This is a genomic window from Streptomyces sp. LHD-70, assembly GCF_031157275.1.
In the GTDB taxonomy this organism is placed as follows: domain Bacteria; phylum Actinomycetota; class Actinomycetes; order Streptomycetales; family Streptomycetaceae; genus Streptomyces.
The window spans coordinates 363,026-389,969 of record NZ_JAVIFW010000001.1; the positions used below are offsets into that span (position 1 = coordinate 363,026).

22 protein-coding genes are annotated in these 26,944 nt (G+C 72.5%); 7 read left to right on the forward strand and 15 right to left on the reverse strand.

What is annotated here, in order from left to right; all coding sequences use genetic code 11:
• Positions 1-6: 6 nt before the first annotated feature.
• From RCO28_RS01585 to RCO28_RS01615, 7 genes are all read right to left on the reverse strand, one after another.
• Complete coding sequence (locus tag RCO28_RS01585) at positions 7-5,226, reverse strand: SAV_2336 N-terminal domain-related protein (protein WP_308939066.1); 5,220 nt, start codon at positions 5,224-5,226, stop codon at positions 7-9.
• Positions 5,216-6,268, reverse strand: a complete 1,053-nt coding sequence (locus tag RCO28_RS01590) for a MoxR family ATPase (RefSeq protein WP_308939067.1) — start codon at positions 6,266-6,268, stop codon at positions 5,216-5,218. The genes RCO28_RS01585 and RCO28_RS01590 overlap by 11 nt, the downstream gene beginning before the upstream one ends.
• A 44-nt stretch (positions 6,269-6,312) precedes the next feature.
• Positions 6,313-8,094: a trypsin-like peptidase domain-containing protein gene (locus tag RCO28_RS01595; protein ID WP_308939068.1), complete on the reverse strand. Its 1,782-nt coding sequence runs from the start codon at positions 8,092-8,094 to the stop codon at positions 6,313-6,315.
• Positions 8,091-8,450, reverse strand: a complete 360-nt coding sequence (locus tag RCO28_RS01600; RefSeq protein WP_308939069.1) for a CU044_2847 family protein — start codon at positions 8,448-8,450, stop codon at positions 8,091-8,093. Before RCO28_RS01600 ends, RCO28_RS01595 begins: the two co-directional genes overlap by 4 nt.
• 459 nt (positions 8,451-8,909) lie before the next feature.
• Positions 8,910-10,412 (reverse strand): acyl-CoA synthetase, encoded by a 1,503-nt coding sequence (locus tag RCO28_RS01605; protein ID WP_374991073.1) that lies wholly within the window; start codon positions 10,410-10,412, stop codon positions 8,910-8,912.
• Between the two features lie 138 nt (positions 10,413-10,550).
• Positions 10,551-11,135 (reverse strand): hypothetical protein, encoded by a 585-nt coding sequence (locus RCO28_RS01610; protein WP_374991074.1) that lies wholly within the window; start codon positions 11,133-11,135, stop codon positions 10,551-10,553.
• 72 nt (positions 11,136-11,207) lie between these two features.
• Positions 11,208-11,795: an XRE family transcriptional regulator gene (locus RCO28_RS01615; protein WP_308939071.1), complete on the reverse strand. Its 588-nt coding sequence runs from the start codon at positions 11,793-11,795 to the stop codon at positions 11,208-11,210.
• Between the two features lie 180 nt (positions 11,796-11,975).
• Between RCO28_RS01615 and RCO28_RS01620 the strand changes: the two genes are divergently transcribed.
• The 7 genes from RCO28_RS01620 to RCO28_RS01650 all read left to right on the forward strand — a co-directional run bounded on the left by RCO28_RS01620 (position 11,976) and on the right by RCO28_RS01650 (position 16,726).
• Positions 11,976-12,617 (forward strand): HAD family hydrolase, encoded by a 642-nt coding sequence (locus tag RCO28_RS01620; RefSeq protein ID WP_308939072.1) that lies wholly within the window; start codon positions 11,976-11,978, stop codon positions 12,615-12,617.
• Between the two features lie 108 nt (positions 12,618-12,725).
• Positions 12,726-13,901 carry a helix-turn-helix transcriptional regulator gene (locus RCO28_RS01625; protein WP_308939073.1) on the forward strand — a complete coding sequence of 392 codons (1,176 nt, stop codon included), beginning with the start codon at positions 12,726-12,728 and terminating at the stop codon, positions 13,899-13,901.
• Positions 13,902-14,003: 102 nt separating this feature from the next.
• Complete coding sequence (locus RCO28_RS01630) at positions 14,004-14,414, forward strand: hypothetical protein (protein WP_308939074.1); 411 nt, start codon at positions 14,004-14,006, stop codon at positions 14,412-14,414.
• Positions 14,415-14,613: 199 nt separating this feature from the next.
• Positions 14,614-14,799 carry a hypothetical protein gene (locus tag RCO28_RS01635; protein WP_308939075.1) on the forward strand — a complete coding sequence of 62 codons (186 nt, stop codon included), beginning with the start codon at positions 14,614-14,616 and terminating at the stop codon, positions 14,797-14,799.
• A 232-nt stretch (positions 14,800-15,031) separates the two neighbouring features.
• The gene (locus RCO28_RS01640; RefSeq protein WP_308939076.1) at positions 15,032-15,265 is read left to right on the forward strand and encodes a DUF397 domain-containing protein; all 234 of its coding nucleotides are present in this window, start codon (positions 15,032-15,034) and stop codon (positions 15,263-15,265) included.
• A gap of 61 nt (positions 15,266-15,326) precedes the next feature.
• Positions 15,327-15,809, forward strand: a complete 483-nt coding sequence (locus tag RCO28_RS01645) for a hypothetical protein (protein ID WP_308939077.1) — start codon at positions 15,327-15,329, stop codon at positions 15,807-15,809.
• 11 nt (positions 15,810-15,820) lie between these two features.
• Positions 15,821-16,726: a JmjC domain-containing protein gene (locus tag RCO28_RS01650; protein ID WP_308939078.1), complete on the forward strand. Its 906-nt coding sequence runs from the start codon at positions 15,821-15,823 to the stop codon at positions 16,724-16,726.
• A gap of 115 nt (positions 16,727-16,841) precedes the next feature.
• Here RCO28_RS01650 and RCO28_RS01655 read toward each other — a convergent pair whose 3' ends face one another.
• From RCO28_RS01655 to RCO28_RS01690, 8 genes are read right to left on the reverse strand one after another with little or no spacing between them, the layout of a single operon-like run.
• The gene (locus RCO28_RS01655; protein WP_308939079.1) at positions 16,842-17,567 is read right to left on the reverse strand and encodes a nucleotidyltransferase domain-containing protein; all 726 of its coding nucleotides are present in this window, start codon (positions 17,565-17,567) and stop codon (positions 16,842-16,844) included.
• Between the two features lie 54 nt (positions 17,568-17,621).
• A complete protein-coding gene (locus tag RCO28_RS01660) occupies positions 17,622-18,437 on the reverse strand; it encodes an FkbM family methyltransferase (protein ID WP_308939080.1) in 816 nt (271 codons plus the stop codon).
• A complete protein-coding gene (locus tag RCO28_RS01665) occupies positions 18,434-18,694 on the reverse strand; it encodes a Trm112 family protein (RefSeq protein WP_308939081.1) in 261 nt (86 codons plus the stop codon). The genes RCO28_RS01660 and RCO28_RS01665 overlap by 4 nt, the downstream gene beginning before the upstream one ends.
• Positions 18,695-18,699: 5 nt before the next feature.
• Complete coding sequence (locus tag RCO28_RS01670; protein ID WP_308939082.1) at positions 18,700-19,743, reverse strand: DMT family transporter; 1,044 nt, start codon at positions 19,741-19,743, stop codon at positions 18,700-18,702.
• Position 19,744: 1 nt separating this feature from the next.
• Positions 19,745-20,473, reverse strand: coding sequence for a class I SAM-dependent methyltransferase (locus RCO28_RS01675; protein ID WP_308939083.1), 729 nt, complete (start codon positions 20,471-20,473; stop codon positions 19,745-19,747).
• Positions 20,470-21,783 carry a condensation protein gene (locus RCO28_RS01680; protein WP_308939084.1) on the reverse strand — a complete coding sequence of 438 codons (1,314 nt, stop codon included), beginning with the start codon at positions 21,781-21,783 and terminating at the stop codon, positions 20,470-20,472. The genes RCO28_RS01675 and RCO28_RS01680 overlap by 4 nt, the downstream gene beginning before the upstream one ends.
• A complete protein-coding gene (locus RCO28_RS01685) occupies positions 21,780-26,180 on the reverse strand; it encodes an alpha-(1->3)-arabinofuranosyltransferase family protein (protein WP_308939085.1) in 4,401 nt (1,466 codons plus the stop codon). The genes RCO28_RS01680 and RCO28_RS01685 overlap by 4 nt, the downstream gene beginning before the upstream one ends.
• The gene (locus RCO28_RS01690) at positions 26,177-26,899 is read right to left on the reverse strand and encodes a class I SAM-dependent methyltransferase (RefSeq protein ID WP_374991092.1); all 723 of its coding nucleotides are present in this window, start codon (positions 26,897-26,899) and stop codon (positions 26,177-26,179) included. Before RCO28_RS01690 ends, RCO28_RS01685 begins: the two co-directional genes overlap by 4 nt.
• Positions 26,900-26,944: the final 45 nt, after the last annotated feature.

The window sequence follows — 26,944 nt, forward strand, 5'->3', positions numbered from 1 at the left end:
AGGGGGTCACTCCTGGCGGAGCCCCGCCGTCAGGTCGTCGAGGTTGTCGACGATCACTTCACAGCCGAGGTCGCGCAGCCTGCGGCGGACCGTCTGGTCGTACGCGTAGCCGATGACGGGGAGGCCGATCGCTCGGGCGGCTTCGTGTTCGGCGGGGGAGGAAGCGATGAGCACGGCCTGCTCGGGCGGTGTGTCTCCGAGGGCGCGGCGCAGCGGGTCGGGGTCGGGCATGAGCTTGCTCAGGTCGTCGGTGCGGCCGAAGACGCCGTCGGGCACGTGGAGGGGGTTGCGCCACAGCCAGTCGCGCAGGGTGCCCTCCGAGGTGTCGGAGACGATGCGGATGCTCCGCTCCGAGTCGAGCAGCGTGTGCAGCAGCCGTTGCCCTGCGGGGTCGGGGCGCGCCGAGGCTCTCCCCTCGATCGTGTCGAGACGCCGGGCCAGGTCGAGGCCGATGGGATGCCTGGCGTACGTACGCAGGACGTCCAGCGGGTGCACGCCGACCTCTGCGAGGCGAGACGCGACCGGATCCCCGCGCAACACCTCTTCCACGTCCCGTAGTTCGGTGATCAGCCGGGCCAGCTCCTGGGCGGCGGCGGTGGCGGATCTGGGTGAGTACAGCCGGGCCAGGGGGCCTTCGAAGCCGATCAGGACGGTGGTCGTGTCGGCGAGCAGGCTCCCGCCCGCGCGTGGGCCGGGCCGCCCGGTCAGGCTGAGGATGCCGTGCTGGGCGGTGACGCGGGGCGACCTGGGGGAGCGCAGTTCGTTGCGGAGTTGGTGGAGTGCGGCGGTGGTGGCGTCGGGGGAGTATTGGCGGGTGATGCGGGAGGCGGCGTCCCGGAAGGCCTCCATCAACTCCTCGGTCTCACGGCCGTCGGGGTACTGCGGACCCGGGAAGCCCCAGGTGAACTCGACCTGCGCGGTGAACGGCCAGGCCGCGTCCGAGCTGGGCCAGGTGAAGGTGTGCCGCTCGCGGCGAGTGGCGAGTTCGGGGGCGTGCCAGGTGCAGTACCAGGCGAGCGAGCCGATGCTGCGGTTCGACGTCAGCTGTCGGAAGAGACGTACGTCCGCGAGTCGGGCCCGTACCACCAGGCTGTCGTACAGCTCGGGGGAGAGGGCCAGGGCCAGGGGGGCTCGGACCTGCTCGTCCCAGACGTCGTTGATGTCGTCCGGACGTACCCCCAGGAGGGCACGGAGAGGAGGGGTGCGGGGGACGCGGCGGTGGACAGTGCCGAGGGTGCGAACGGCCAGGTTGAGGAGATACGAGTCGGGCTCGACAGCCGTGACGGCTGCCTCATAGCCGTTCGCCGTGGGGCGCAGCTCGAAGTGTCCCGGCTCAGGGAGGTTCTCCTCGAAGGCATTCCTGAGCAGCGTCCCGACGGCCGCGTGCACCTGCGGGTCCTCGGGCGGTGTGGCGAACTCGACCAGCAGGCTCGCCTCGTGGGCGCCCAACTGCTTGAACTTCTGGTGCGTGGTACGGGCCCTCGCACGGGGGCCCAGACGGTGCAGGGCGCTGCTGTGCAGGCGGACAGCTCCTTCGTGGCCGGGCCGCTCACGCAAGATCTCCGCCGCGCCGTCGAGGGTGAGCTGGAAGTCGCCTTCGGCGTAGTTGAGTTCGGCCAGGGTGAGGCGGAGCTTCAGCTCCATCTCGCCGATGCGGGCGCGTACCTCGGCGGCGCGGGCGCCCGGCACTCCGGGCAGTGGCTCGCCGTCCATGAGGGCGAGAGCTTCCTCCGCCAGGCGCAGGCCATCGGACGTGCGGTTCTGTTCGCAGGCGAGACGGGCTTCCGCGGTCAGCTGCTCCATGCGCAGCATGTCCGTGGTGTCACCCTCCAGGAACCGGAGGAACAGCTGACCGTCCTCGCCCGCCCCCACCACATCGGGGCCCAGTTCGCCCCGTACGAACTCCGCCGCCTCGCGCATCTCTTCCTGGAACGCGACAGGCTCTTCGTGGTCGAGGACCAGCGCGGAGAACACGGCACTCTCCGGAGAGCCCGGCAAGCCCACGGCCGTCACTCGCCCGCCCTCCTCGTACCGCGCCGGGCCGAAGAGGCGGTAGAGCCGTGGAGGGCGGCCCGGCGGGAGGGGGCGACCGGAGAGGGTCACGAGCGAGTGGGCCGCCGCCGTTGCCTGGTTGTGCAGGCCGAACCGCAGGTGGTCCAGGATCCTGGCGAGGGCGGGGCGCCACGACTCGGGCAGGGAGAGAAGGTCGTCCGCCCGCACCGCGTCGCCCGAGGGAGCGAGCCCGGTCGCCATCGCCTGCACATGCTCGCCCAGCATGCGCAGGTCGTCCCGCATGCTCTCGTCCTCCGCCAGAGGCGCGAAGCCGCAGAGCACCAGGCGGTCCTCGGCGCCGATGAGGATGTGGGTGGCCGTGAGGTCGCCGTGCGGGAGATCCTCGGCGTGCAGGTCCCGGACGGCGAGGGCGAGTTGTCCGGCGAGGTGCAGGAACTGTCGGGCGGGCAGGCCGCCGGGAGGAGCCTCGGCGAGCAGCTCCCGCAGGGTCACCCCCTCGACCCGCTCCGTGACCAGGTACGCCCCCTGGTCCGTGACGCCCCGGTCGAGGACCCGTACGACGTTGTCGTGACGGAGAGCGGTGAGCCGGTCGGCGGTGTGGGCGAAGACCGGATCCCCGGCATCCACCCCCGGAAAGTGCTGGATCACCACCTCCTCCCCGCTCTCCTGATGCCGGGCCCGCCACATGGCCCCGCTCAACCCCAGCGGACCCAGCGGCCGGTACGGCCACGGCAGGCGGGCCGGCCAGATCTGGCCGAGGCCCGACTCCAGGTCGCCCAGGAGCTGCCGGAACGGCAACGGGAGCTCGACGTCGGAGTCCCAGCGTTGCGCGTACGCCAGGTTCATCAGGATCTGCCCCAGCGCCCGCAGATCACCCTCCCGGCTCGCACGCGGGCGGCGGTGCAGGGCGAAGCCGCTGATCTTCGGGGTGCCGTCCGGTGCGACCAGGATGTTCTCGGCGACGAGGCGGCCGTGCACCACGCCCGCCTCGTGCAGCGTCGTCACCGCGTCGATCAGGCCGGACGCCATGTCCTGCGCCTCCTGCGCATGGGTGCGGTACGAGGCGAGGTTCGGCCCGTCGACGTACTCCACCGCCATGTACGGGCGGCCCTCGTGCTCGCCGACGTTCACCACCCGGACCAGGTTGGGGTGTTCGGGGAGCGCGCCCGGCCAGCCGCCGAGGTCGGTGTCGGCGAGGCGGAGGACGACCCGGTCGCCGGTCTGCTCGTCCACGGCCGACCAGTACTTGCCGTTGCGGCCGAGGGCCGGGCCGAGGCGGTAGCGGCCGCCGACGAGGGAGGACGCGGCCCGCGCGCCCAGGAGTTCGGCGGTCCTCCCGGTCACTGTGGCGATCGGGCCGTCCGCCGGGGCCGGTTCGTCGCCGCCCGGGGTGGTCGCCGTGAACTCGGGGGCCGTGACCCCGGCGCGGGCGTCGATCAACTCGCCCACGCGCTCCAGGAGTTGTTCCGTACGGCCCTGCGCCGAGCGCGGCAGCGTGCCGAGGAGGAGTTCCCGTACGCCGGGGCGGAAGACGTACGCGCCGGGCGCCGCCGAAGGGGGTGTGTGGAGGAGGCCGCTGAGGACGACCTCGGCGAGGTGCTGGGGCTGCGGGTCGGGCTCGATGGCCGCCTGGACCAGGCGCATCACCGGGAGTTCGGGGCGGCCCACGGCCAGGTGCCCGGCGAGCCGGAAGGCCTCGGGGGAGGCGTGGGAGCGGAAGCGGAGGATCAGGTCGGCGGGGGTGAGGCGGTCGGCCGATGGAGGCCCGGACTGATGCGAGGCGGTCGGGCGTGGACCCAACCAGCCCACCGCGCCCGGCAGTTGGCGGCCGCCCGGATCGGCCACCAGCTCCGCCCAGTGTCCGAGCCAGGACGCGACCGGTTCCAGAACCGGAAGCGGCAGCAGCGCACCGGCACCGGACGGGCCGAGCATGTCCCTGAGGTACGCGTCGAAGTCCAAGGGTGCGCTCGGGGATGCCGAGGCCGGGGCCGCGTGCAGGGCGAGGGTCGTCGGCAGGGCGGTGTCGGTGTGCCACGGGCGTTCCGCAAGGGGCGGCAGCACGCTCGACGAGCCGCCGGTGTCCCAGTCGTCCATGGGCAAGTCTCTGCCGGACGGCCCGGTCTCCCCGTCGTACGACTCGAAGGTCAAGGCCGCGTTCGGGGCCGCGGGGGCGGGGGCCGTGAGCAGGCCCGGGGTCGTCGGGAGGGCCGTGGTGCGCCACAGGCGTTCCGGCAGGGGCTGCACCACCGCGAGCGGCATCCGCTCGGCCCAGCGCCGCAACTGCCCGTACCAGCGGGAACCCGCCGGGCCGGGACGCCACTGCGGGCCCATGCAGTCGCTGACGAGGAGGGTGACCGTACGGCCGTCGGCGGGCGCCGGTGCGCCCGCGTACCGGACCCGGCCGTCCGGGCCCGCCCGGTGCACGCTCACCGTGCGGAAGATGCCCGACTGGGCGATCGCGTCCCGCAGTTCGCGCACGAGCGGTCGCCAGACCGGCATCGTCGGGCCCGTGTCGTACACCAGCTCAAGGCGCAGCCAGCGCTCGGCCGCCGGGCGGAGCACCGGCAGCCACCAGGCGGGGTGGCCGCCGAGCGTGGCGATGCGGTGGGCGGTGGCCTGCTCGTCGAGGACGTGCCCGGTGGGCGCGGGCACGGTGCGCTTCAGCGGGCGCAGGGCGCGTTGCAGCGTCAGGGGGCGCGCGAGCATCGGGGGCGCCGGAACGTGCAGCGTGCGGTGCCCGCCGGTCCCGGGGGCCGATGCGGACGGGTGGGCCGGGAGGTGCAGGGGGACGCGCTCGTCCTCGCCGGACGCCGGGCCGGAAGGCGGCGGGGGCGGGGGAGCAGGAGGGGAGGACTCGGGCGGCGGGGCGGGAGCGGGTGCGGCGGGCGCGGCCGCGGGGCCGTCCTGGTGGGGCCGGTTCTCCGGTGCGGGGAGCGGCAGCTCCTCGACGGCACCTTCCCCCGCAGCGCCCCCCAACTGCTGTGCCAGCCACAGCAGTTCGGCCAGCTCGCGCGGTCCGGGGCGCGCCGACGCACCCGACGCACCCGCCTCACCCGACGCACCCGCCTCACCCGCCTCGGCCAGCAGGTCCGCGAGGCGGGTGACCGGGGTGTCGGGGGTGTCGGGGGTATCGGGGGTGCCAGGTGTGCCAGGTGTGCCAGGTGTGCCGGGCGTGCCGGGTGTGCCGGGTGTGCCCGCCGGGTCAGAACGCATCGGGCTCCTGCGCGCCGCCGCCCCCGCCGTGCCCGTCCCCGCCGCCCGCGAGACGGCTCAGATACGGCATGAGCTGCTCGGCGAGCTCGTCGCGCGAGTCCGCCGCGAGGCCCGAAGCGCCGGTCAGGTAGATCGCGTTGAGGAGCTGGTCGGTGGCGAGTTCACCGCTGGTGCCGCGCTCCAGGAAGCGGGCGATCAGCGTGCGGGCGTACGCGTCCGGCTCGCCCAGGTGGGCGCGGACGATCGACTCCAGATGGCCCGCGTCCGGCTGCCGCAGCCGCAGCGTGACGCAGCGGCGCAGGAACGCGGGCGGGAACTCCCGCTCGCCGTTGCTGGTCAGGACCACGAACGGGAAGGCGTGACAGCGCACCCGGCCGCCCGTCACGGGTACCCGCTCGTCGCCGCCGTCGACCAGCACATGCGCCTCGGGCGTGGTGCGGGCGGCGCGCAGCAGCTCCGGGATCTCGTACTGGCCCTCCTCCAGGATGTTCAACAGGTCGTTGGGCAGGTCGAGATCGCTCTTGTCGATCTCGTCGATGAGCAGGACGCGGGGCCTGCCGTACGGGAGCAGGGAGGTGCCGAGCGGGCCGAGGCGCAGATGGTCCTGGAGTTCGCCGCCCGACGGCAGGTCCTGGGCGGCGGCGCGCCCGGCCGCGTACAGGCGGGACAGCGGGTCGTACTGGTAGAGCCCGTCGGCCAGGGTGGACCGGCTGGTGATGTTCCAGCGCAGGACCGGGCCGAGCCTCAACTCCCGTGCCACCGCGTACGCCAGGGACGACTTGCCGCTGCCGGGCGGGCCGGTCACGAGCAGCGGGCGGCGCAGGAACAGGGCCGCGTTGACCAGCTGCACCGACTGCTCGGTGGGCCGGTACGTCTCGGCGCGGTGCGTGCGGTCCGGGGAAGCGCCCTCCGCGGGCCCGGCCGGCGGGGCGAGAGGGCTGTCGCCGCCGCCGTCGAAGGCCCGCCAGGGCGGCGGGGCGGGCAGCGCGTCGATGCCGTCGTGCGGCTCGGCCGTGCCGGTGTAGACGGGCCACTGGACCATGCTTGCTTCTCCTTCGGGTGTGCGGCTAGCCGACCGGTGAGCGGCTAGCCGACCGGTGAGCGGCCGAAGGCGGCGGCCGGGTCGGGGAAGCAGCGCGGATCCTCCCAGAGGAGCGTCAGGTGCCGGGCCCACTCCTGGCCTGCCTGGTCGGAGGACTGCCGCAACTGCCATATCTCGTACGGGAGTTCAGCGGGCGTACGACTTTCGAGATAGTCGCCGAGGGTGTCGAGGAACGACGTGCCGGAGCACGGGCCCGCGCTGTCGTGGCCGCCCTTGCACCCGGTGTGCGGCCACAGGATGACCGGCACCGGCGCGTTGAGCCCGGCCTTCAACTGCTTCTGGGCGCGCGGCGCCTTGGGCGGGGCGGCGAAGCCGAGTACGGCGGTGCCGCGGCGCAGGGCCTGGGTGAGCGGCACCTGCTCCTGGTCGCTGCCACACTCCACGCGGTGCAGCTCGGCGCCGGTGCGCGTGTCCAGGGTGCGCCAGGACTGGTGCAGGCGGTGCTGCAGCATCGCGTCCCGGCGGCGCGCCAGGTCCATGACGACGACGGGGGCGAACCAGCCGAGCGGCGTCGGATCCTCCTTGCTGCGCTCCCAGGCGTGCACCGGCTGGTTGATCCACTTCTTGGGCAGCGCGAACGCGATCAGCTCGTCCGCGCCGGGCGCGATCAGCCGGTACGCCGCACCGATCCGCTCCAGGGCGTACGACCGCACCTCGGCGCGCGGCAGCGAACGCTCACCGATGGGATGCCGTTCGCCGTCGCGGCACAGCGACACCGAGACGATGAACCGGCCCTGGTCGGCGCCGCTGTGGTCGATCTCCACCAGGACCGACTCCCACGGCCGGCCGCTTCCCCTCGCCTCGGACCGCACCGGGGCGGGCGCGGTCCTGGCCCAGCTGGGCGGCCAGCGGCGCAGCCGCTCCCGGGCCTCCGCGTCGCCGTCGGCGAAATCCGCGAGCCGGGCCGCGAAGCGGGCGGCGGCCTCCGGGTCCCGGACCTCCGAGAGCACGTACCAGGCCGCCTCCCACAGCGAGCCGAAGCCGTTCGGCGGCAGCGGCGGGCCGAGTCGGCCCACGGCTTCGCGGTAGAGCTGCTCGGGACGGCACTCGGCGCCCGCGGCCTCGGCCCGTGCGATCAGGGCGCGCAACTGCTCCTTGTCCTCCGGTTCGTAGCGCGGTGTGGGGATCTGGTCGCCGAGCGGCGGCCAGTACCGGGCGAGGGCCGTCGCGGGCAGCATCCGGCCGCCGCGCACGCGCGGGTCCCGGTCGGAGGCCACGGCCATCCCGACGACCTGGTGGGTGTCGGCGCGCACGACGGCCGCGCCGCTGAAACCGGGCGCGAGCGCCTGCCCGTACGAACTCCACGCCTCCAGCTGCACCCACTCGCCCGCGATCAACTGGTCGGCGGTGGCCCGGCATTCGGCGATGCGGCCCTCGTCGTAGTGCAGCGGGAAGCCGTGCACGAGGAGCTTCGGGGCGGGGGTGCCGTACGCGGCGGCGGGCGGGGCGAACTCGGCGGGCTTGACCGGCGCGGGCCGGTCCAGGGCGAGCACGGCCAGGTCGCCGGGGTCGGTGACGGCGCCCGCCCAGCCGCCGTCCGCGACGACCGTGGCGGTGAACGTGCCCAGGGCCTCCGGGAACGTGACCGTGATGGGCACGCTGTCGGCCGGGGTGTGTGCGGTGTCGGCCGGGGCGCGCACGCCGTCGGCCCGGGCATGTGCGGCGACGACATGGGCGCAGGTCAGCACGTGTCGTTCGGACACGAGGAAGCCGCCGCCCACCTCGTTCCCGCAGGCGATGCGGGCGTGCCAGGAGGCGTTGCTCATGCGGAGCGCGGTTCTCGGTCCTGCCCCGCTTCCGGCTGCGGGGCCCAGGACAGCTTGACGACGAGGTGCCCCTCGACCGCCGACTTGGCGATCACGGCACCCGCCTCCGCGGTCAGCTTCACGCCGAACTCGATCTCCACGGCGTCCGGCCGGAGGCTGCCGTCCCGGAACACCCGCAGCGCGGACTCGGCGGCCGCGCGGGCACCCTCCAGGGAGTTCTCGAACGTACGGGTCGCCTGCACGGCGCCGCCGTCCCCGCGGGCGGCGAGCCGGGCGCCGCCCGCCAACTCGTCCTCGGCGACGGCGACGACGACCTGCGCGCCGTCCGCCGCCTTGAACTCCACCAAGCTGTCCATGTGTTGAGCCCCCCGTGGTCCCGTCCGTGTACTGCGTGGATCAACTACATTGTTGCGGAAGGCCGTTGGGCGGGACAACGCGGCGGCGCCGCCTCCCCTTGGGACGAGGGGAGACGGCGCCGCGTTTTGCTTCGCTCTGCGTCAGAGGCGTACTGCCCCGTGTCAGAGGCGTACTGCGCTCCGCGTCAGACCAGCCAGCCGACGAAGTGGACGACGCCGGCGAGGAGGTCGGTGAGGAAGTTCATGGTGGTGCTTCTCCTTGTGTTACGTGTGTCGCGCATGAGGGACCCATGCGCTCGGGACTCGCAATAACGGTCTGCAGCCCGTTGCTTGCGCTCCGTAAGCATCGTTGGTCACTCAGGTCCGATGCAATCTCAGCGGCAACGATCACCTGTTCCAGGGAACGCCTGCTCCCCTGTTCGTTTCCACGGGCAACGTTCCGGGTGGCGGGCGGGCTCCTCAGTCCTTCTGCCTCAGGGCCCGCTTCATGACCTTCCCCATGTCGTTGCGGGGCAGCTCCGGCAGGTAGCGGACCGCGCGCGGGCGCTTGTGCGGGGCGAGCTGGGACGCCACGTGGTCCGTCAACTCCGCCGCGCTCGGCGGGCGTTCGGGGTCGTACGGGACGATCCAGGCGACGACGCGCTCGCCGAGGTCCGGATCGGGCTCGCCGGTCACCGCGGCCTCGCGGACGCCCGGGTGGTCGAGCAGCGCGTTCTCGATCTCGCCCGCGCCGATCTTGTACCCGCCGCTCTTGATCAGGTCGGTGGCCTTGCGGCCGACGATGCGTACGTACCCGTCCGGGTCGCGCACCGCCATGTCGCCGGTGCGGAACCACCCGTCGTCGGTGAACGCCTCGGCCGTGGCTTCGGGCCGGTTCAGATAACCGGTGAACAGGTTCGGGCCGCGCACCTGGATCTCGCCCACCTCGTCCGGGTCGGCGGCCGGCGCGCCCGCCTCGCCTGCCTCGTTGACGATTCGCAGCTCGACGCCGCGCAGCGGCAGGCCCACGGAGCCGGGGCGCGGCTCGGCGTCGGCCCGCACGCTGGTGTTCATCAGGGTCTCCGTCAGGCCGTACCGCTCGATGACGCGGCAGCCCGTCGCGGCCGTGATGCGGTCGTGGTCGTGCACGGGCAGCGCAGCCGAACCGGAGACGAGCACGCGCGCGCCCGACAGTGCCTTGGCGAGGGCGCGGTCGCCCGGCAGGGCCTCGGCGATGCGGTGGTACATCGTGGGCACGCCGAACAGCATGGTGGCCCCGGAGGCGAGTTCACGGGTCACACCCTCCGTCGAGAACCGGCCGAGGTGCCGCACCTCGCCCCCGCGCCGCAGCGGGCCGAGCACGCCGAGGATCAGCCCGTGCACATGGAAGAGCGGCAGTCCGTGCACGAGGACGTCGTCGGCGGTCCACTGCCAGGCGTCGGCGAGCGCGTCCAGGGTCGAGGCGAGCGCGCGCCGCGGCAGCACGGCGCCCTTCGGCGAGCCGGTGGTGCCGGAGGTGTAGACGACGAACGCGGCGGAGTCCGGGTCGGGTTCGGGCGGCAGCGGCGGCCCCGGTACGGGGGCTTCCGTGCGTACGTCGATACGGTCCAACTCGGCCAGCACGTCCGGGAGTTCGGCGTCCGGCTCGGCGAGGACGGCGACCGGCGCGCTGTCCTGGACGATGTGCTCCAGCTCCCGCCCGCCGGCCTTCGGGTTCAGCGGCACGGCGGGCACCCCGGCGAGCAGCGCCGCGAGCACGCCGACCGCGGTCTCCACCGTCGCCGTGGCCCACACCGCGACCCGCCCGCCCCGCTCGAGCCCGCCGGCCAGGGCCCCGGCGGCCGCGGCGAGCTCCGGGTACGTCATACACCGCTCGCCGAAGCGCAGCGCGGGCCGCTCGACGCCCGCGACGAGGTCCGGGATGAGCGCCGGGAAGAGCGCCGGATGGGGAGAACTCACGCGTCCTGACTCCTTGTCGTTCATGGGTGGCACTGACGTTTGCTACCCGAGCCCGCTCAGCCCACGCAAGCCTCTTCTCAACCGCCTTCCGCGCAACGACCTGCGCGGCGACCGGACGGTGCCCCAGGGCGTAGGGGACCACGTCGCCCCGAAGCAACGCCGCTACGGGCGGGACACCCGCTGCAGCAACCCCCACGTGAACTCGGCCACCAGCGGCCGCGGTTCACCGCCCTCCTCCTCCGGTGCGGAGATGAGCAACCCCCAGCGGGTCGGCGCCGAGCCCTCCAGGGGGCGGGCCGGAGGGAAGGCGCGGGCGGCCTCGTCGACGGTGCAGGACCAGGGGGTGAGGTCTGTCAGGGTGTGCAGGGGCGGGGCGGGGGTGCCGGGGGCGCGGATCAGCCACTCGTTCCAGACCGCGCCCGTCGGGGCGAGCAGCACCTCGAACCGCAACTCGGGCCAGAGCGGCACCGGCCAGAGCAGCGCCTCGCACTCCAGGTCGCCGATGGTGCGGCGGATCGTCTGCGGCGTACCGAGGACCGAGCGGTAGCGGGCGGCGGCGGACCGGGAGCGCGGTGCCCGACACATCGCCTGCCAACGCCGGTTGGCCTCCCGCATCTCGCCGACGGACACACCGAGTTCCCGCCGTGCGTCTTCGACGAGACCGGGATTGTGGTCGGCCATGCGTCGGAGGAGGACGAGTTGGAAGTCGAGGGGGGCGAAGGGGGAGGGGGTGGGCATGAGGACCATCGTCGCCTACGGCCACCTCCCGGGGGCCTTGACCAGAGCGCTGGCTGACGTAGTCCCGCTGATGCCCGCGGCCTAGACCGGTCGGCCACGGCTCCACAGTTCTTCGGAGGATTCCGCGAAGCGGTCGAACATGCCGCCTGCGTCAGCCCTGCGCAGGTGCAGTAGTGGGGAGTCGTGGCCCACCAGGCGTGCCAGATGGGGCGTCACCAGGGCGTCATTGTCGAAGCGGAACGTCGAAAGCGAAACGTGATTGACAGCGTCTTCAGGGGCGCTGAACCGCACCTCGACATTATCCAGTGGGCCGAGTCGTGCCAGTTCATCCAGTGTCATACGGATACGGGTGGAGACGGTCAGCGCCACGGCTTCGATTGCTTCCCGGTCTCGCGTGGTCTGACACTCCGGGTCACCGAGCAGAACGCGGATACGGCAGCCGCCTGCGGCTTTCTCGCGAAGTGTGTCGTTGAAGTGCGGCTGTTGAGTCCAGAAGAAGTAGTTCGTGTAGCCCGCAAGGAAAGTATCCGATTTGGCGCCGGCTACCAGCTCGCCCCACAGCGTAGAGGGGGCTGCCGACCGATATGGGTACGTCCGGATGATCTCCCGATCCGCCCCCGTCTTGATGCGGTTGGTCACCGCTTGAGGCCACAGCATCTCTTCGTCCACTCCCAGTGCCCTCGCGGCGTCTATACGGCTCTGGCGGTGCGGCTGGGACTCATCGTCCAGCCAACGCTTCACCGTTTTCGGGGAAACATCGTCGCGTACGGTCGGCTCCCGAGAGGCCCCTGCCAGGACGGAGGATAACCAGACAGGCGCACGCGCCATGTGCCCGTAGGCTGCTCCCCGATGATTGAGACGATCGTGTTCGACATCGGTGAGACGCTGGTCCGGGACGACCGCTACTGGTCTCGCTGGGCAGACTGGCTCGGCGTCCCCAGGCACACGCTCGCCGCGCTCGTCGGTGCCGTCACCGCCCAGGGCCGAGACAATGCCGACGCCCTGAGGCTCGTACGTCCTGGCATCGACATCCGCGCCGAGTACGAGGCGCGTGAGGCGGCAGGGCGCGGGGAGATCCTCGAAGAGGTCGACCTGTACGACGACGTTCGGCCTGCCCTCTCGGCGCTCCGCACACTCGGCATTCGCGTCGTCGTCGCAGGAAACCAGACGCCCAGGGTCGGTGACTTGTTGCGGGCCCTCGACCTGCCCGTCGACCTGATCGCCACATCCGGCGAGTGGGGGTGCGCGAAGCCGTCGAAGCGGTTCTTCGATCGTGTACTAGACGTCTCTGCCGCGGCTCCGCACGAGACTCTCTATGTCGGCGATCACCCGGCCAACGACCTCTACCCCGCCAAGAAGGCAGGGCTCCGCGCGGCACACCTGCGACGCGGCCCATGGGGATACCTGTGGGCAGACGACCCCGAGGTGAACGCTGCGGCTGACTGGCGGATCGACTCCCTCGATGAGCTCGCCGAGGTCTGCGCAGTCTGAGTGTCAATGCGACCGCCACAACTGAGAGTTGGGGGTGGAGCGACCTATGAGTTCGGTGTGTCACCGCGCCTGTACGGTTCGTGCAGGCCGCACCGAACGGAGTCCAGGATGCCCGCTTCAACGATGCGCGAGGTGGGGGAGCGGGTTGCCGCTTTACGTCGTGCCCGCCGGATGACTCAGGCAGAACTCGCACGTGCTGCGTTCATGTCCCTCAGCATGCTCCGCAAGATCGAGCAAGGGAGCAGGATGCCGGGCGATGACACCCTTGACGCCATCGCTGCCGCCTTCGGTATCGACCCGACACGCATTCTCACCGGGCAGTCACGACCCGACAGCCGGGTCCGTGACGCATTACCGGATCTGTCCGCTGCCATCGCGGCCTACGACATGCCCGATGACGGGCCGGTCCGCTCTCCGGCCGAACTCCGAGTCGCCGTCGGGGAGGCCACAGGCTGGCGTCTGTCGGCCCAGTACACGTCCATTGCCCACCGGGTTCCAGCGCTCCTTGCCGAATTGGCCCGAGCCCTCCACATCGGCCAGGGCCACCCCGAGCCGGCACGCCTCCTCACCACCGCCTACCGCTCCGCGGACGCTGTCGCGTACAAGTACGGGGCACACGACCTTTCCGCCCGTCTCGTCGAGCTCATGCGCTGGTCTGCCACGCAGGCCGAAGACCCTCTCTTGAACGCCACTGTTGCCTACGTGCGAGGCGAGACGTTCTTGGCCGCTCGCTCCTACCTCCCCGGGCTGCGCGCCATGGAACGGGCACTCGACCAGATGCCGGCCCCCGTCGACGACATGGCAGCGGCTGCACGCGGCGCACTGCACATGCGTGCTGCCGTCATCGCGGGCCGAGCAGGTGATCCCGACGCCGCTGACACTCACATCGGCGAAGCGCGCACTCTTGGTGACCGGGTTCGTGAGGGCGTGTACGACGGGACTGCGTTCGGTCCGAACAGCGTCCGCATCCACCAGGTATCGGTCGCCGTAAGCCTCGGCGGCGACCACGTGCAGGGCGCACTCGACGTTGCCCGGTCATGGGTACCTCCCCGCTCCCTCCCCACCGAGCGAAGCAGCGGCTTCTACATCGAACTGGCACGTGCGCAGCTCTGGTCCGGTCTCGTAGATGACGCTTTCAAGTCACTGCAGGTAGCCCGCAGCATCGCCCCGCAGCACACCCGTGAACACCCCTGGGCACGTGAAGACGCGGCCACGCTCCGGCGGTTGAAACGAGCCGATGCCGAGTCTCTGACCAAGTTTGTCGAGTGGATCGGTGCCATCTGAACCGGGCTAGCAGGTCGAGCCGGTGACACACGGTGTGTCACTTGGGCCCCTCGAACGGGATCACCATCTGTCTGTCCGCACCGGCGACAGAGGGGGACGAGGATGCCCGAAGCACCCGCATCATCAGCAATTCATTTCGACAGGCCTGGTGACAACGTCGACCGCGCGTCCGCGACGACGCAGGCGTCTGCGCCGAGTCTCGTGGAGGTGCGCGCCCTCATCGGTGTCACCCAGGACGCCGGTCTTGGTGGGCGCGTACCGGCACGAGATGTGGTCCGTGCCCAGATTCGCGAGCTGTCCGGATACCTCAACGCCCTGCGTACGGCCATCGCGACGAGTGCTCGCGACCCTGCCGATCGACGACAGTTGCGGTGCGACGCCGTCGCGCTCGTGCTGCGTGCTCCGGAGCCAGACGATCCGACACTGAGACAGGTCGAGCACCTGCGGCAACTCTCCCGGATCACGGGTCAGTTCCTGGAGATCGCGCAGCGGCGAGAAGGGGAGGTTTTGTGATGCCAGACCTATGCCGCCCCCGCCGAGGCCTCGCCCCGGTCCCGACCTCGATGTGGTGCCAGTTCGAGGTGCGTCTGGTCGACTATGAACCGATCGAGCACGTGCAGGCCTGCGCCCACTGCGACGACCCGGGGCACGCGCGATGCGTCTGCCCCGAGCTCCACACGGGCGGCAGCGGGTGAAGGACTACCCTGCCGTGATGCTGCGGCAACTGCGGTCGCAGCGTCGCCGTCGAACCGCCCGGCGCGCCCTGCTATTGCGGGAAGCGTCCGTGGACCGCAACCGCCGCCGGAACCTCGGCGAAGCCCTCGTCACCGTCTTGCTCGTAGCCATGGTGATCGTCTCCTTCAGCGCGCTGATCTATCAGGTCGTCACACGGCCCTGAGCTCCCGGCCCGACGGCGCGTACGCCGACGTACGCCGCCCGGCCCCGGCCCCTCAACTCCCGCCTCTCCCGCCCTGAACCCGGCCGGGAAGGGAGCGGGCCCAATCCCTCCGTTCCCTTGCGAGGCAACGGAGGGATGTACCGCCGTCCGCGGGGCGGCAAACCCTCGAGGTGCCCGGCCGGCCCCTGCACGGGTGGTGCCGCGCACCGTTGACCAAAACAGGAGGAACCACATGACCGATCTGTACGCGCAGCCCCTCACGAACCTGGAGTTCCGCAAGCACTGCGGCGGCAACCTCCAGTCCGAGCACGAGTCCTGCGTCACCTACGCCCGCGCCGACGACATCGTCGTGATGCAGGACAGCAAGCCGCAGGATGACGGCAAGGAGCTGCGCTTCACCACTCAGGAGGTTGACGACTTCGTCCTCGGCTACGCCCGCGAGCGCGGCCTGAACCTGTCCGCCTGATCGCTCGACCATGCCCGGCCGTGCGGATGCGGCCGGGCACCCCTCAGGGGAGAACCCGCCCGTGAACAACACCTACGACCACCAGTCATGGCCCAACAACGCTCCATGGCAGGGGCACTGGCACGGCTTCGGCCCCTGGGTCGGCGACGGCAAGTCGTACGCGAACGAAGCCGTCCGCCGTCCTGCGGACCTGAGCGGGGCGCACGTCGAGTTCATCCAGTCCCGCGTCCCGCCACTGATGACGGGGCTCTGGCTGATGCGCCCGGCCCAGGCCGTCAGGGAGCGCACCTGGACCCACGTGGGCGATGCCATCGCCTGGCTCACCGACACCTACAAGCAGCACCCGCCCCTCGAAAGCCCCGACGGCGCGACCGCCTACGTCGGCCACGAGGTGAAGACCGCCTACGCGCGGGACGCCCTGCCGCGCGGTGTCGACGTCGTGTGGGCCTACTGGCTGCGCGGGCAGACCATCGCGTCGTATGCCGTGGTCTGCTGCCCGAACTTCTTCCACAAGTCCCTGCCCTGCCCCTGCCCGCCGAACTGACGGAGGAACGAGTGTCGCTCGCTGTGATCCTGCCCGAACACGGGGCAACGGAGTTACGGACCCGATGGCCCGACGAACCACGCCTGTACGAGCGCCGACCCGGCGAGCTGGAGGCAAACGTCAGCGCGGCCATGCTGAACGACCACATCACCACCGGGTGCCTTCCGGCCGCTGAACTCGCCGCCGTGAAAGCCCCGAACCCGTCGCTGAACCCCAAGGCGTTCATGGACGACTACGGACGCACCGACGCCGCCAAACTCCAGCGCCTGATGGAGCAGGGCTTCACCCTCCGGATCGGGAACCTCCAGCGCATCATCCCGTATCTGGCGAAGCTGTCGAAGGCCATCCAGTACGAGACTGGCTACTCGAACTACATCCACGCCTTCCTCACTCCGGGCGGGCAGCAAGGGCTGCGCCACCACTGGGATCAGCAGATGGCCGTGATCGTCCAGCTGGCCGGCGTCAAGCGCTGGCACCTCTGGCGTCCGACCGTCGAGGCCCCGATGCGCACGCACAACGAGTCCTTCCGCGTCTGGAAGAGCGGCTACATCGACAACTGGGAATCGGCCGGACCTGACCTGTCCTTCGACCTGAAGGCCGGCCAGTCACTCCTCGTCCCGCGTGGCTGGGTCCACAACCCTCACGTGCCGGAGGGGTTCGGGCCGAGCGTGCATCTCACGTTCGCCATCCGGGAGCGCACCCCGATCTGGCTCGCTGAACAACTCATCGCCTCCGCGATCGAGGACCCGGAGCTGCGGCGCATCGTCCGACCTGAGGAGCTCTGCGGACCGGCGCTCACCCGACAGCTCTCTGCCGTACGGCGGGTGCTCATTGCGTACCTCGAACGTCTCGATCCCAAGGTGCTCACGGAAACGGTCAGGGAAGCGGCCCTGACCGACCTGGAATACGTCACCTGAGCACGCCGACTGTGGCACTCAACACGCCAAGTCTTCTACGCAGCAGGAGTCCGCCGCCCACATCGTGCCTGGCGGTGAGGAGGGGGGCGGATAAGGCCTTGAGGAAGCGGAGGCCTCAAGCATGCCAACGTTGGGTGTACCCCTCCCGCAGCGGTCCGCCGAGAACGTCGAGCACCTGCTGAGCGGCGGCCGTCAACAAAGCGGGGTCCGCGTGCTCGGCCATGGCCCGGTGACCGTCCAGCAGGGCCTTGCCGCGTTCCGGGTCAGCGGTCAGCAACCGGCGGGGCAGCCACTTCCCGATGCCCGTCCAGGCGCCGTGGTGGGCGAGGAGGAGGTCTGCGGCCTTGCGCAAGGTGAAGTCGGCCAGGGCGAGTTGTTCGTATCGGTCAGCGGGTGAGGCGTCGGCCAGGTCGTCCATGAAGCAGGTGAGGACGTAGCGATCTCGGTCCCACTCCGCGGGGGTGAGCGGCGGAGGACCGGCCGCAAGCACCGCTTGTGCCTGGTCACGGGTACGGGAGACATGGCCGTGGGGATCGGCCAAGGTCAAGCCCCGGTCGTAGATGAACAGGATCGTGCCCCGGCGCAGGGCCCGGTCCCTCTCGAAGTGTGCAGGTACGTCCGCGAGGGTGTGCAGGAAGAGCTCGACCAGGCGGCCGTCGTGGCGTATGACCTCGCGGCGGCTGGTGTCCCAGTCGGGGAGGAGGACCGCCACGTCCAAGTCGCTGGTCGGGGTGGCGCGGCCTTGGGCGGCCGAGCCTCCGAGGACCGAGCCCAGCGCGTGCGGGAAACGGTCCTCGAGCAGGTCCCGAGCTTGGGCTACCGGAGTTGCTTGATCGTTCATGGGCGGCATCGTGCCAGTCGTGCAGACTGCTCGCGGAAGGAACGGACCCGGTGGCTAATGGGCATGCGCCCCACGCCCCTGCGCCCCCGCCCCCGGCCCCCGCCCGCCCGCCAGGAACAGCACCGAGTTCACGTACCGCGGGCCCCGGAACGGGAGGACCCGTCGGAGGAGTCCCCGGCGTACCACGTGGGCCGTGTTGGCCTGGTGGGTGGTGAGGTCGAAGGTGTCCAGGGGGATCCAGGAGCGGCCCGGCAGGACCCAGCCGCGGTAGCCGTGGGCGGCGAGGAGGTCGACCACCGGGGCCGTGGGCTGGATGCGGGCCTCCAGCTCGACGAGCAGGGCCGGGTGGTCGCGGTCCAGGAGTTCGGCGGCGCCGCGCAGGACGGGGAGTTCATTGCCGTCGACGTCGATCTTCACGAAGTCGACGCGGCCCGTCCCCCGCAGGCCGAGGCCGTCCAGGGGCAGGCATGGCACGTCCAGGGCGCGGGCGTGGATGTCCCGGCGGACCAGGGAGGACACGCCCCGGTCGCCGCGCGCGGCCCGGTCGTTGTGCGGGAGCCAGAGGTGGGCCGTGCCCGAGTGGTCCGTTGCCGCCGCCTGGACCACCCGCACGTGGGCGGGCGTCGCCGCGTCCAGGGCGCGGGCCAGGTGCGGTACCGGCTCCACGGCGATCACCCGGCGGGCGCGCCCGGCGAGCCGACGCGACCAGGGGCCGTACCAGCCGCCGACGTCGAGGGCCGTGTCGCAGTCGGCGGGGCAGAAGTCGGCGAGCCGGGCCAGCTCGGGCTCGAAGCGCGGGTACACGGCGGCCGCGAGGGCGCCGACGAGCCGGGCGGGGAGGAGGGGGCCGATGCGGGCGGCGACGGTCATGAGGAGTCGCCCCTTTCCCCGTCGCCCGCGACCGGCACAGCCGCGGGTTCCTCCGCTATCCGCTTCAGGAGCCGCTCGTGCTCCTCGTCCGTGACCTGCTCGCCGGAGGACGGCAGCAGTTGCGGGATGCCGTCGACCAGCGGATAGCGGCGGCGCAGCCGCGGGTTGTAGAGGGCCTCCTCCGCCACGAGCAGGTGCAGCGGGCCCTTGTCGAGGGGGCAGGCGAGGATCTTCAGCAGCGGGTCGTCGGGGGTCATATCGGTCAACTCCTGCGTGTGGGTGGGGGGTTGGGGAGCGGAGTGGTGGTGGGGAACGGGCGATTGGGTACGGGCTCGGGTCGGGGCGGCGGCGGGGGAGCCAGGGCCCGAAGCGGGGGCCGAGGCCCAGGCGGCCCCGGGGCCGAGACTCCGGGCGGCGGCGTCGTCGGCGGCTGTTCGTCGTGGCGGGGCAGGGCGAGCAGGACCGTGACCGCGAGCAGCGTGCCCGCGAGCTGCAGCGCGAGCCGTACCGGGTCGTCGGGCAGCGTCTCGCCGAACGCGAGCGTCCCGAGTACGGCCGTGAACAGGCACGTCACCGTCGTGCACACCGGCACGATCAGTGAGGCCCGCGAACGCTGCAGCGCGGCCTGCGACATCACCAGGCCGAACGGGAACGTGACCAGGAGCAGATACGGATACGGGGACGTCAGCAGCTCCCGGATCGCGCCGCCGAGCCCCGTGGTCGTGAGATGGCTGGAGACCCCCTTGATGGCGAGCGAACTCACGCCGTAGAGCAGACCCACCGCCACCCCGTACTCGGCGCCGTTGGTCGGCAGCCGGTGTGGCCGCCGGGCGCGCCGCTCGGCCGCCGCGTACAGCCACACGCCGAGCGCGAGGGACGGCACGCAGACCAGGAGCACCAGAGAGGCAGGGGCGTGCAGGCTGACGCGGTCGGCGCCCTCCTTCAGGGAGAGGACGACCATCAGCAGGGCCACGAGGATCGCGCCCAGCGCGTACTTCTCCCGGCCGGAGGTCTGTTCGCCGAGCAGGAGGGAGGAGAAGAGCACCAGCAGGACCAGACCCGAGACGAACAGGCCCTGCGCGGCCGCGATGGGCAGGGTCCGGTAGACCGCCAGCTGGGCGGCGAAGCCCGCGAGCAGGGCGAGCGCGCCGCCGATCCACAGCGGGCTGCCGAGCACGTGCCGCAGCAGCGCGAGGGGGCGGCGCGTGGACAGCGACGGCAGCCTGCCGAGGGCCCGCTTCTCCAGGACGAAGCCGAGGCTGGAGAGCGCGTTCGCGAGCAGGGCCGAGGCGACACCCCACCACATGTCAGGTCCTGACGGCGTGGACGAGCAGGATCGACGCGACGCCCGGCCGGGCGCAGGCGAGCCGGTCGAGCGCCCGCAGCGGCCGCGGCACCCCGTGGAACGGCGCCCCCGCCATCCGTACGACGCGGAAGCCCGAGGCGGTGAGGAACTCCCGCAGGGCGCGTGCCGTGTAGAGCCGGAGATGGCCGACCACCTCGGTGCCGGGTCTGCCGTGGATGCCGCGCAGGCTCACCTCGGAGAACACCGGCTGCACCCCGGCGAGCAGCAGGGCGCGGTTGTACCAGGCGGCCAGGTTCGGCGTGGACAGCATCAGGTGCCCGCCCGGCCTGAGCACCCGGCGCAGCTCGTCCATCGCGCTGTCCGGGTCGACGAGATGCTCGACGACCTCGCTGAACAGCACCGCGTCCGCGCTGCCCGACGCCAACGGGAGCCCGCCGTCGGTGAGTTCACCGCGTACGACGTCCGACAGGTGGGTGCGGGCCCGGCGCAGCGCGTCCTGGGACCAGTCCACGCCGATCACCCGGTGCCCGGCGAGCAGCGGGGCCGCCGTGCGGGCCGCGGTGCCGTCGCCGCAGCCCACGTCCAGGACCACGGCGGGGGCGGCGCGGGCCGGGCCGAGGGCGGCGGCGAGCATCCGGGCCTGGCGCAGGCTGCGGGCGTCCCCGGAGGCGACCGGCACGGCCGGGTCCTCGTAGAAGTCGCGGAGCCCGGCGGGCGGGGTGCCGGTCACGGGCCGACCCCCTCGGTGGTCTCGGTGGCGTGCAGGTACCGCGCGAACAGGTCCCGCAGCCGCACCCCGTCCGCCGGGCCGAGCAGCGTCCGCGACCAGCGCAGGGCGAGGTGCAGGCGTCCGGCGGTGGACGCGGTCGTCACGGTCAGGCCGCGCGGCAGCCGGGCCGGGGCGGAGAACCACACGGCGTCCGCCCGGCCCGCGTCCCCGAAGTCCAGGGCGTACGGGATGCGGCCGATGTTGCTGAGCAGCGTCGTCGACGTCCACGGCCCGGCCGCCCGGCGCAGCCCCCGCGTCAGCGCGGCCCGTACGCCTACGGGCAGCACGGGCGCGGTGAGCAGCGCCGCGCCGTGGCCGAGCTGCGGACGGTCCAGGGCCTTGAGGGCGCGGGTGCGCAGCGAGGTCGTACGGAGCAGTTCCGGTATGCGGTCGGGGTCCAACTCGGCGGCCGCGAAGGGGACTTCGACAAGCCGGGTGCCGTTGCCGATGGGCATCGACGCGTCCCTGGGCCGGTCGTCCACGGGCATGGTGATCCGCATCGGCCGGGGGGCCCGGCCGCGCTCCCGGTTCCAGTTCGCGATCATCAGCGCCGTCGCCACCATCAGCTGGTCGTTGACGGTGTACGGGGCGCCCTTCGGCCGCTTCGGCACGGGCAGTTCGGCGACGAGCATGCCGTTGCCGGGCCGGGGCTCGGGGCTGCGGCCGGGCGCGACGTGGGCCGGCCGCGCGAGCCCGCCGGGCATGTCCACGGGGGCCACGGCCTCGTCCGCGCGCACCGGGGGAGCGGCCGGCGCGTTGTCCCGGCCGCCGTACAGCTCGGCGGCCGTGGCGAGCACCCGCAGGCAGGCCGGGCCGTCGAGTGCGGTGTGGTTGATGACCAGGAACAGCACGCAGCCGTCCGGCCGTTCGGGGTCCCGTACGACGTCGAGGCGGACCGGCGGCGAGGCGTGCAGGGGCGGTGCCTCGGTCAGGGCGCGGCGCCGGGCCCGGTCCAGGGCGTCCGGGCCGGGCTCCGCGGCGGAGACCACCGGCACGTCCGGCCCGGTGGTCAACTCCCAGGTGTAGCACCGCCGGTACCAGGGTCCGGGCGCCTCCCGCATCAGAATCCGCGGATGGCGCCCGAGCGCCTCGGTGAACGCCCGGGTCAGCCGCTCCAGGTCCACGCGCCCCGGCAGGTGCACCTCGATGTGGACGGTCTCCGGCTCCTCGTCCTGCAAACAGTGCCGGGCGATCTCGTCCACCACGGGGAACGGCACACGTGAGGTCTCGGTGTGCTGTCGCGGCGCCGAGGGGTGGTCGAGCGCGGTCATCGTCCCTCCCCGGACTCGGGTTCGGGCGGCGTGGCCCGCAGGCGTGGCTTGCGGGGCACGATCCGGGCCGTGGGAGGGTCGGCCTGTGCGGAGGCGGGGCCGCGGGCGGAGAGCGTGGGCCCTGCCGTGGGCGTGCCCATCGCCGGGGTGGCCGGGTCGGGGCGGTGCCGTTGGGGCAGGGGCGGCGGCGCGGGCATGGCCGTCGTGTCCGGTGGCTCCGCGGCCGGCTCCCGCCCGTCGCTCCGGTGCCGCCCGCCCCGCTTCCGTACGGACACGAGCGCCGCGAACAGGCCGGTCAGGGCGAGGAGTTGGGCCGTCGGCGAGAAGGCGCCCACGCCCGCGACCGGGGCCGAACCCGTGTCGAGTGCGGCCGTGACGCCCGCCGCGGCCATCGCCAGGAACGAGATCGGCACGAGCAGCGTGTGCCGCCACCACGCGACCAGGGCGAGCACCGGCACGAGCACCGCGAACGGCCCGGCGATCACCACGCCCACCAGGGTCAGCACGACCGTGCCGAGCAGCAGCCCGGGCGCGGGCGGCACGGGCGTGTCGCCCTGGCCGTCCCCGGCGGCCCGGCGCCGGAACAGCACGAGCCCGACGAGCAGCAGCACCCCGAAGGCGCCGCCGATCAGGCCCGCCCGGTAGCTGCCCGCGGGCTCGTACTCCAGCTCCACGGAACCCCCGGCGCCCTCCGGCACCAGCCATCCCTGCTGCCAGCCGTCGAGCCTGACCGAGGTCAGCTCCTCGCCGTTCAGGGTGGCCTTCCAGCCCTCGTTGACGTTCTCGTACGTCGTCAGATACGAGGCCTGGCCCGCGCCGACCGTCAGGGACCTGCGGTCGCCCGACCAGTGGCCGACCGACACGTCGCGGCTCGTCTCGGAGGGCGCGGCGACCGTGCCGTGGGTGAGCGTCACATCGGTGATCGCGAGCGGACCGGCGTCCCCGGCCTCCACGCGATGCGTGCCGCTCTCCAGGTCGACGCTGCCGTCGTTCTCGTCGCCCGCGCAGAGTGCGACCTCGATCGGCCGGCGCTCGGTGAGGTCGCGGACCGTGCCCTTCGCGCTTGTCGCGTGGAACGTGCCGTCGACGGAGAGCACCGGGCCCTCGCCGCAGGCGAGTTCGAAGCGGCGGTCCGGGTCGGGCTGCTTCGTGCGGTACTCCTCCAGGGCCGGTACGTACACCTCGGTGAGGCCGACCGGCAGCTGCAGCTTCTCGTCGGCGACCGGGTTGTAGAGGGTCAGCGGGGCCGTCTCCGTGACCGTGATGTCGAGCCGGTCGGTGGTGATCGGATCGAAGCGGGCCTGGCCGTTCTCGTCGACCCCGGCGACCGTCGCCCCGTCCGGGGAGCTGATCTCCACCTTCGTGGGCCGCGACGACAGCCCGCCCGCCGCCGCGAGGACGAGACTGTCGACCGGCTGCTTGTCCGGCCAGTGCAGGTGGATCACCGCGTTCTTCCCGCTGCCGCCCGCGATCCAGGCCGTCGTCAGATCGCCGTCGGTGAGGTTGCGCGGCGAGATGTTCGCGCCCATCCGCGCGGTCGAGCCGGCGCTCGCCTTCAGCTGCTTCGGCTGCTTGCCCTTCTGCGGCGCCACCTTGTAGAGCAGCTCGTCGAGTTCGCGCCCCGGGACCGCGATCGCGCTCGCCTTCACCTCGTACGCACCGGGCGTGCCCGTGGTGAAGCGGCGGTGCAGTCCGGGCTCGGTGCCGGACGGGTTGAGGCCGCCCGGGTCGGCCGCGCGGTGCAGCGAGAAGCGGGTGGCCTCCGCGTCGGAGTCCCGGGCGTCGGCGGGCAGGCTGAGCATCCGTGTGACCTGCACGTCCGGCACCGTGATCTCGGCGAAGCCGGCCCCGGACAGGCCGGGCCGCGAGCCCTGGGTGTCCAGGATGGTGACCTTCAGCCAACTGCTGTCGCCCGCAGGGGCGTTGATGCGCTGCCGCTGCCCGTTCGGCTGCAACTGGCTGACGCGGCTGCCCTGTTCGGTCTCCACCCGCACCTTCGTGGGCGCGGGCCGCACCCCGTTCTGCGGCAGCGGCGTCACGGAGATCCGCTCCGGTACGTCGGTGGCCTTGTCGAAGCCGATGCGCAGCCACTCGCCGTTCGGCGAACCGGCGCTGCCCTCGGCCCAGCCGGTGTCCGGCGAGCCGTCGAAGGCGTTCACCGGGTCGTACTGCGGCAGGTGGAACAGCCAGTTGCCGGACGAGGACGCGGTCACCGATTTCGCGCCGCGCAGCGCGGCCGTCGTCTGATGCTGCACGCCTTCGGTCGGCAGGATCTGCTTCGGCTCCTTGCCGGGGTCCTGAAGGCTCCCGCTGTGGTTCCGCTCCTCGGGCGTGTACGTGTACGACGTGTTGGCGTTGACGAGGCCGAACCGCGTGTCGGCGCGGCGCAGCCCGTCCCCGACCGCCTGCAGCGGGGCCTTGCCGAGGCCCGGGTGGTGGTCGCCGGTGAGCACCGCGGGCCGGTTCCGCATCGCCGGGTCGGCGGAGAGGGGCAGCAGCGACTCGGGGCCGCCGCTGACGACGGCCGTGTCCGCGACGGCCTTCAGGCCCGCCCGGCCGGGTTCCCGGACGTCGTCGGCGGGCCGGTAGATCTCCACGGCGCGGGAGCGCGGGTAGAGGCCCTCGACCTGGATCGGGGTGTCGTCGGCGATCCGCCCGCCGGTGGTCTGCGGGCCGAAGCCGGTGACGCGCTCGTACCCGGAAGCCTCCAGGGTCCGCTTCACCGTGGCCGTCGGCACGTACCCGACCTGGTCCGGGTCCAGGTCGTTGCGGACCACCACGTGGTGCAGCCCGGCACGCCCCAAGTAGTCCTGCAGCCCCGGGACTTCGCCGCCGGTCTGCAGGGCCTGCTCGACGGCGTCCATCGCGCGGCGGTTGCCGGGCGCGCCGAACGGCACGTAGTCGCGCTGCGCCCAGCGGGACTCGGCGAGCACGTCGAGGGGCTGGTCGATGGGCGAGCCCCAGGTGTAGATGCCGTGCGCGGTGGCGGGCACGACGAGGGCGCGCGAGTCGGGGGCGTGCTTCTTCAGCCAACTCGCCGTGGACGCCCAGTGACCCGGCAGTTCCTTGAACGCGCCCGGCTGGAGGATCGACCCGTTCACGTACGGCAGCACGAGACCGGGCAGCACCAGGGCCGCGGCGATCAGCGGGGCGAAGCGGCGGGCGCGCACCGGCCGGGCGCCGCGGGCCTCGGCGGCGACGCCCACGAGGTGCGCGAGGCCGAGGGCGAGGGCGAGCGCGAGGCCCGTCTGGAACTTGTAGATGTTGCGGAACGGCACGAGCACCCCGTCGAGCAGGGACTGCACCGCCCCGTGGAAGGGCGCCCCGAACGCGCCGCCGTACCCGGCGAGGGTGATCAGCGCGACGCTCGCGACGGTCAGCACGAGCCAGCGCCGCTCGGGCAGATCGCGGCGGGCGAGCCCGGCGAGGCCGAGCGCCGCGGCGAACGCGGAGCCGAGGACGGCGAGCCAGGCCGTGGCGACGGTCCACCCGGCGGGCAGCCAGGCCTCGCCGAAGTGCAGATACGCCACCCAGTTGCCCGCGCCGCGCAGGGTCTCCGTCGCGGACATCGTGTCGGTGGTGGTCTGCGCGGACTCCACGTACGCCAGGAAGTTCTCGCCGTACACGCCGAGAAGGAGCAGCGGCACCACCCACCAGGCGGTGGCGAGCAGCACGCCCGGCACCCACCAGGCGATCAGCTTCCGCTTGCGCGCGCCGCCGGGCCGGGACAGCAGATACAGGCCGACCGGCAGCAGCGAGGCAAGCACGGACGCCGCGTTGACGCCGCCCATGAACGGGATGACCAGCGCCGACCTGAGCGCCGCGACCCGCGCGCTCACCGCCTGGTTCGTCAGCGGAAGCAGCACCCACGGCAGTACGGCACCCGGCAGCGCCGCCGCCGAGGTCGAGCCCACGACCACGGTGTACGTCGGCCACAGCGCGAACGCCGCCGCCGCGAGCAGCCGGGACTTCGACGAGCCGATGCTGAGGCGCTCGGCCAAGCGGAGCGCACCCCAGAACGCGGTGGCGACGATCAGCGACATCCACAGCCGCTCCGCCAGCCACACCGGGAGCTGCACGAGGTCCGCGAGCCCGTAGAACGGCAGCGACGGGAACGCGTACCCCACGTACTGGTTGAAGATCCCGCCGAACCCGCCCTGGTCCTGCCAGAGTTCGCCGAGGTCGCCGAGGAACCGCCACGGGTCCGTGGCCACGCCCAGCTTCGTCTCGAACGTCATCCGGCCCGGAGCCGCGGCGACGAAGAGCACGAACGCCACGGCCCAGAAGCCGACCAGCCACCACCGTGACCGTGGCCCCGCGGGCGGCCCCGGCGGGGCACCCGGAGTGGGACGGGGCGCCTGGGGAGGCAGCTGTGGAGCCTGGACCGTGCTGGTCATGGACACCGCCGGAGAAGGAGAAGAAGGTTCCAGGTGGCGAACTCGCGGAGCACCGGCACCTTGGGCACCGTCTCCGCGAGGAACGGCCAGTACCGGGACCTGGCCGACAGGACACTCACGTCGTCACGGGCCCGCACCTGCCTGAGGGTGGGCCCCACGTGGATGGCGAACAGGTTCTCGCCGAGGGTGTGCTTGGCCCGCCTGCCGGTGCGCCGGCGGTAGCGGGCCACGGCGCGGTCGGCGCCCAGATAGTGCCAGGGCGCCCACTCGTGACCGCCCCAGGGCGAGTACCAGTTGGTGAACGACACATAGATGAGCCCGCCGGGCCGGGTGACGCGCACCATCTCGCTGAGGAACGTCGCCGGGTCGTCGACGTGCTCCAGGACGTTCGAGGAGAACGCGACATCCGCGACCCCGTCCGCGAGCGGCAGCAGATACCCGTCCGCGCGCACGGTCCCGGCGGCGGGCTCCGCGCCCAACTCCCCGGCGTCCGGCTCGAAGAGGTACGCCTGCGCCCCGCGCCGCCGGAACTCCTCGGTGAAGTACCCGGCCCCGCCCCCGACATCGACGACGGTACGCCCGGCGACCGGCCCGTACGCCGCCTCGACCTGGTCGGCGGCGTCGCGGGCGAGGAGGGTGTAGGTGTGGGCGGGGTCGGTCTGCTCGCGCATGAACGCGCGGAACAGGGTGAGGGACCTTCGGAACGAGGGGTCCTTCAGCTCGGCCGTGGTCGCCGCCGCTGGGGCTCCGCCCCCGGACCCCCG

Bases quoted from the DNA above. Each gene is read 5' to 3' on its own strand.
- RCO28_RS01585 (WP_308939066.1), bottom strand. From the start codon at position 5,226: ATGCGTTCTGACCCGGCGGGCACACCCGGCACACCCGGCACGCCCGGC.
- RCO28_RS01590 (WP_308939067.1), bottom strand. From the start codon at position 6,268: ATGGTCCAGTGGCCCGTCTACACCGGCACGGCCGAGCCGCACGACGGC.
- RCO28_RS01595 (WP_308939068.1), bottom strand. From the start codon at position 8,094: ATGAGCAACGCCTCCTGGCACGCCCGCATCGCCTGCGGGAACGAGGTG.
- RCO28_RS01600 (WP_308939069.1), bottom strand. From the start codon at position 8,450: ATGGACAGCTTGGTGGAGTTCAAGGCGGCGGACGGCGCGCAGGTCGTC.
- RCO28_RS01605 (WP_374991073.1), bottom strand. From the start codon at position 10,412: ATGAACGACAAGGAGTCAGGACGCGTGAGTTCTCCCCATCCGGCGCTC.
- RCO28_RS01610 (WP_374991074.1), bottom strand. From the start codon at position 11,135: ATGGTCCTCATGCCCACCCCCTCCCCCTTCGCCCCCCTCGACTTCCAA.
- RCO28_RS01620 (WP_308939072.1), top strand. From the start codon at position 11,976: ATGATTGAGACGATCGTGTTCGACATCGGTGAGACGCTGGTCCGGGAC.
- RCO28_RS01625 (WP_308939073.1), top strand. From the start codon at position 12,726: ATGCCCGCTTCAACGATGCGCGAGGTGGGGGAGCGGGTTGCCGCTTTA.
- RCO28_RS01630 (WP_308939074.1), top strand. From the start codon at position 14,004: ATGCCCGAAGCACCCGCATCATCAGCAATTCATTTCGACAGGCCTGGT.
- RCO28_RS01635 (WP_308939075.1), top strand. From the start codon at position 14,614: ATGCTGCGGCAACTGCGGTCGCAGCGTCGCCGTCGAACCGCCCGGCGC.
- RCO28_RS01640 (WP_308939076.1), top strand. From the start codon at position 15,032: ATGACCGATCTGTACGCGCAGCCCCTCACGAACCTGGAGTTCCGCAAG.
- RCO28_RS01655 (WP_308939079.1), bottom strand. From the start codon at position 17,567: ATGAACGATCAAGCAACTCCGGTAGCCCAAGCTCGGGACCTGCTCGAG.
- RCO28_RS01660 (WP_308939080.1), bottom strand. From the start codon at position 18,437: ATGACCGTCGCCGCCCGCATCGGCCCCCTCCTCCCCGCCCGGCTCGTC.
- RCO28_RS01665 (WP_308939081.1), bottom strand. From the start codon at position 18,694: ATGACCCCCGACGACCCGCTGCTGAAGATCCTCGCCTGCCCCCTCGAC.
- RCO28_RS01670 (WP_308939082.1), bottom strand. From the start codon at position 19,743: ATGTGGTGGGGTGTCGCCTCGGCCCTGCTCGCGAACGCGCTCTCCAGC.
- RCO28_RS01680 (WP_308939084.1), bottom strand. From the start codon at position 21,783: ATGACCGCGCTCGACCACCCCTCGGCGCCGCGACAGCACACCGAGACC.
- RCO28_RS01685 (WP_308939085.1), bottom strand. From the start codon at position 26,180: ATGACCAGCACGGTCCAGGCTCCACAGCTGCCTCCCCAGGCGCCCCGT.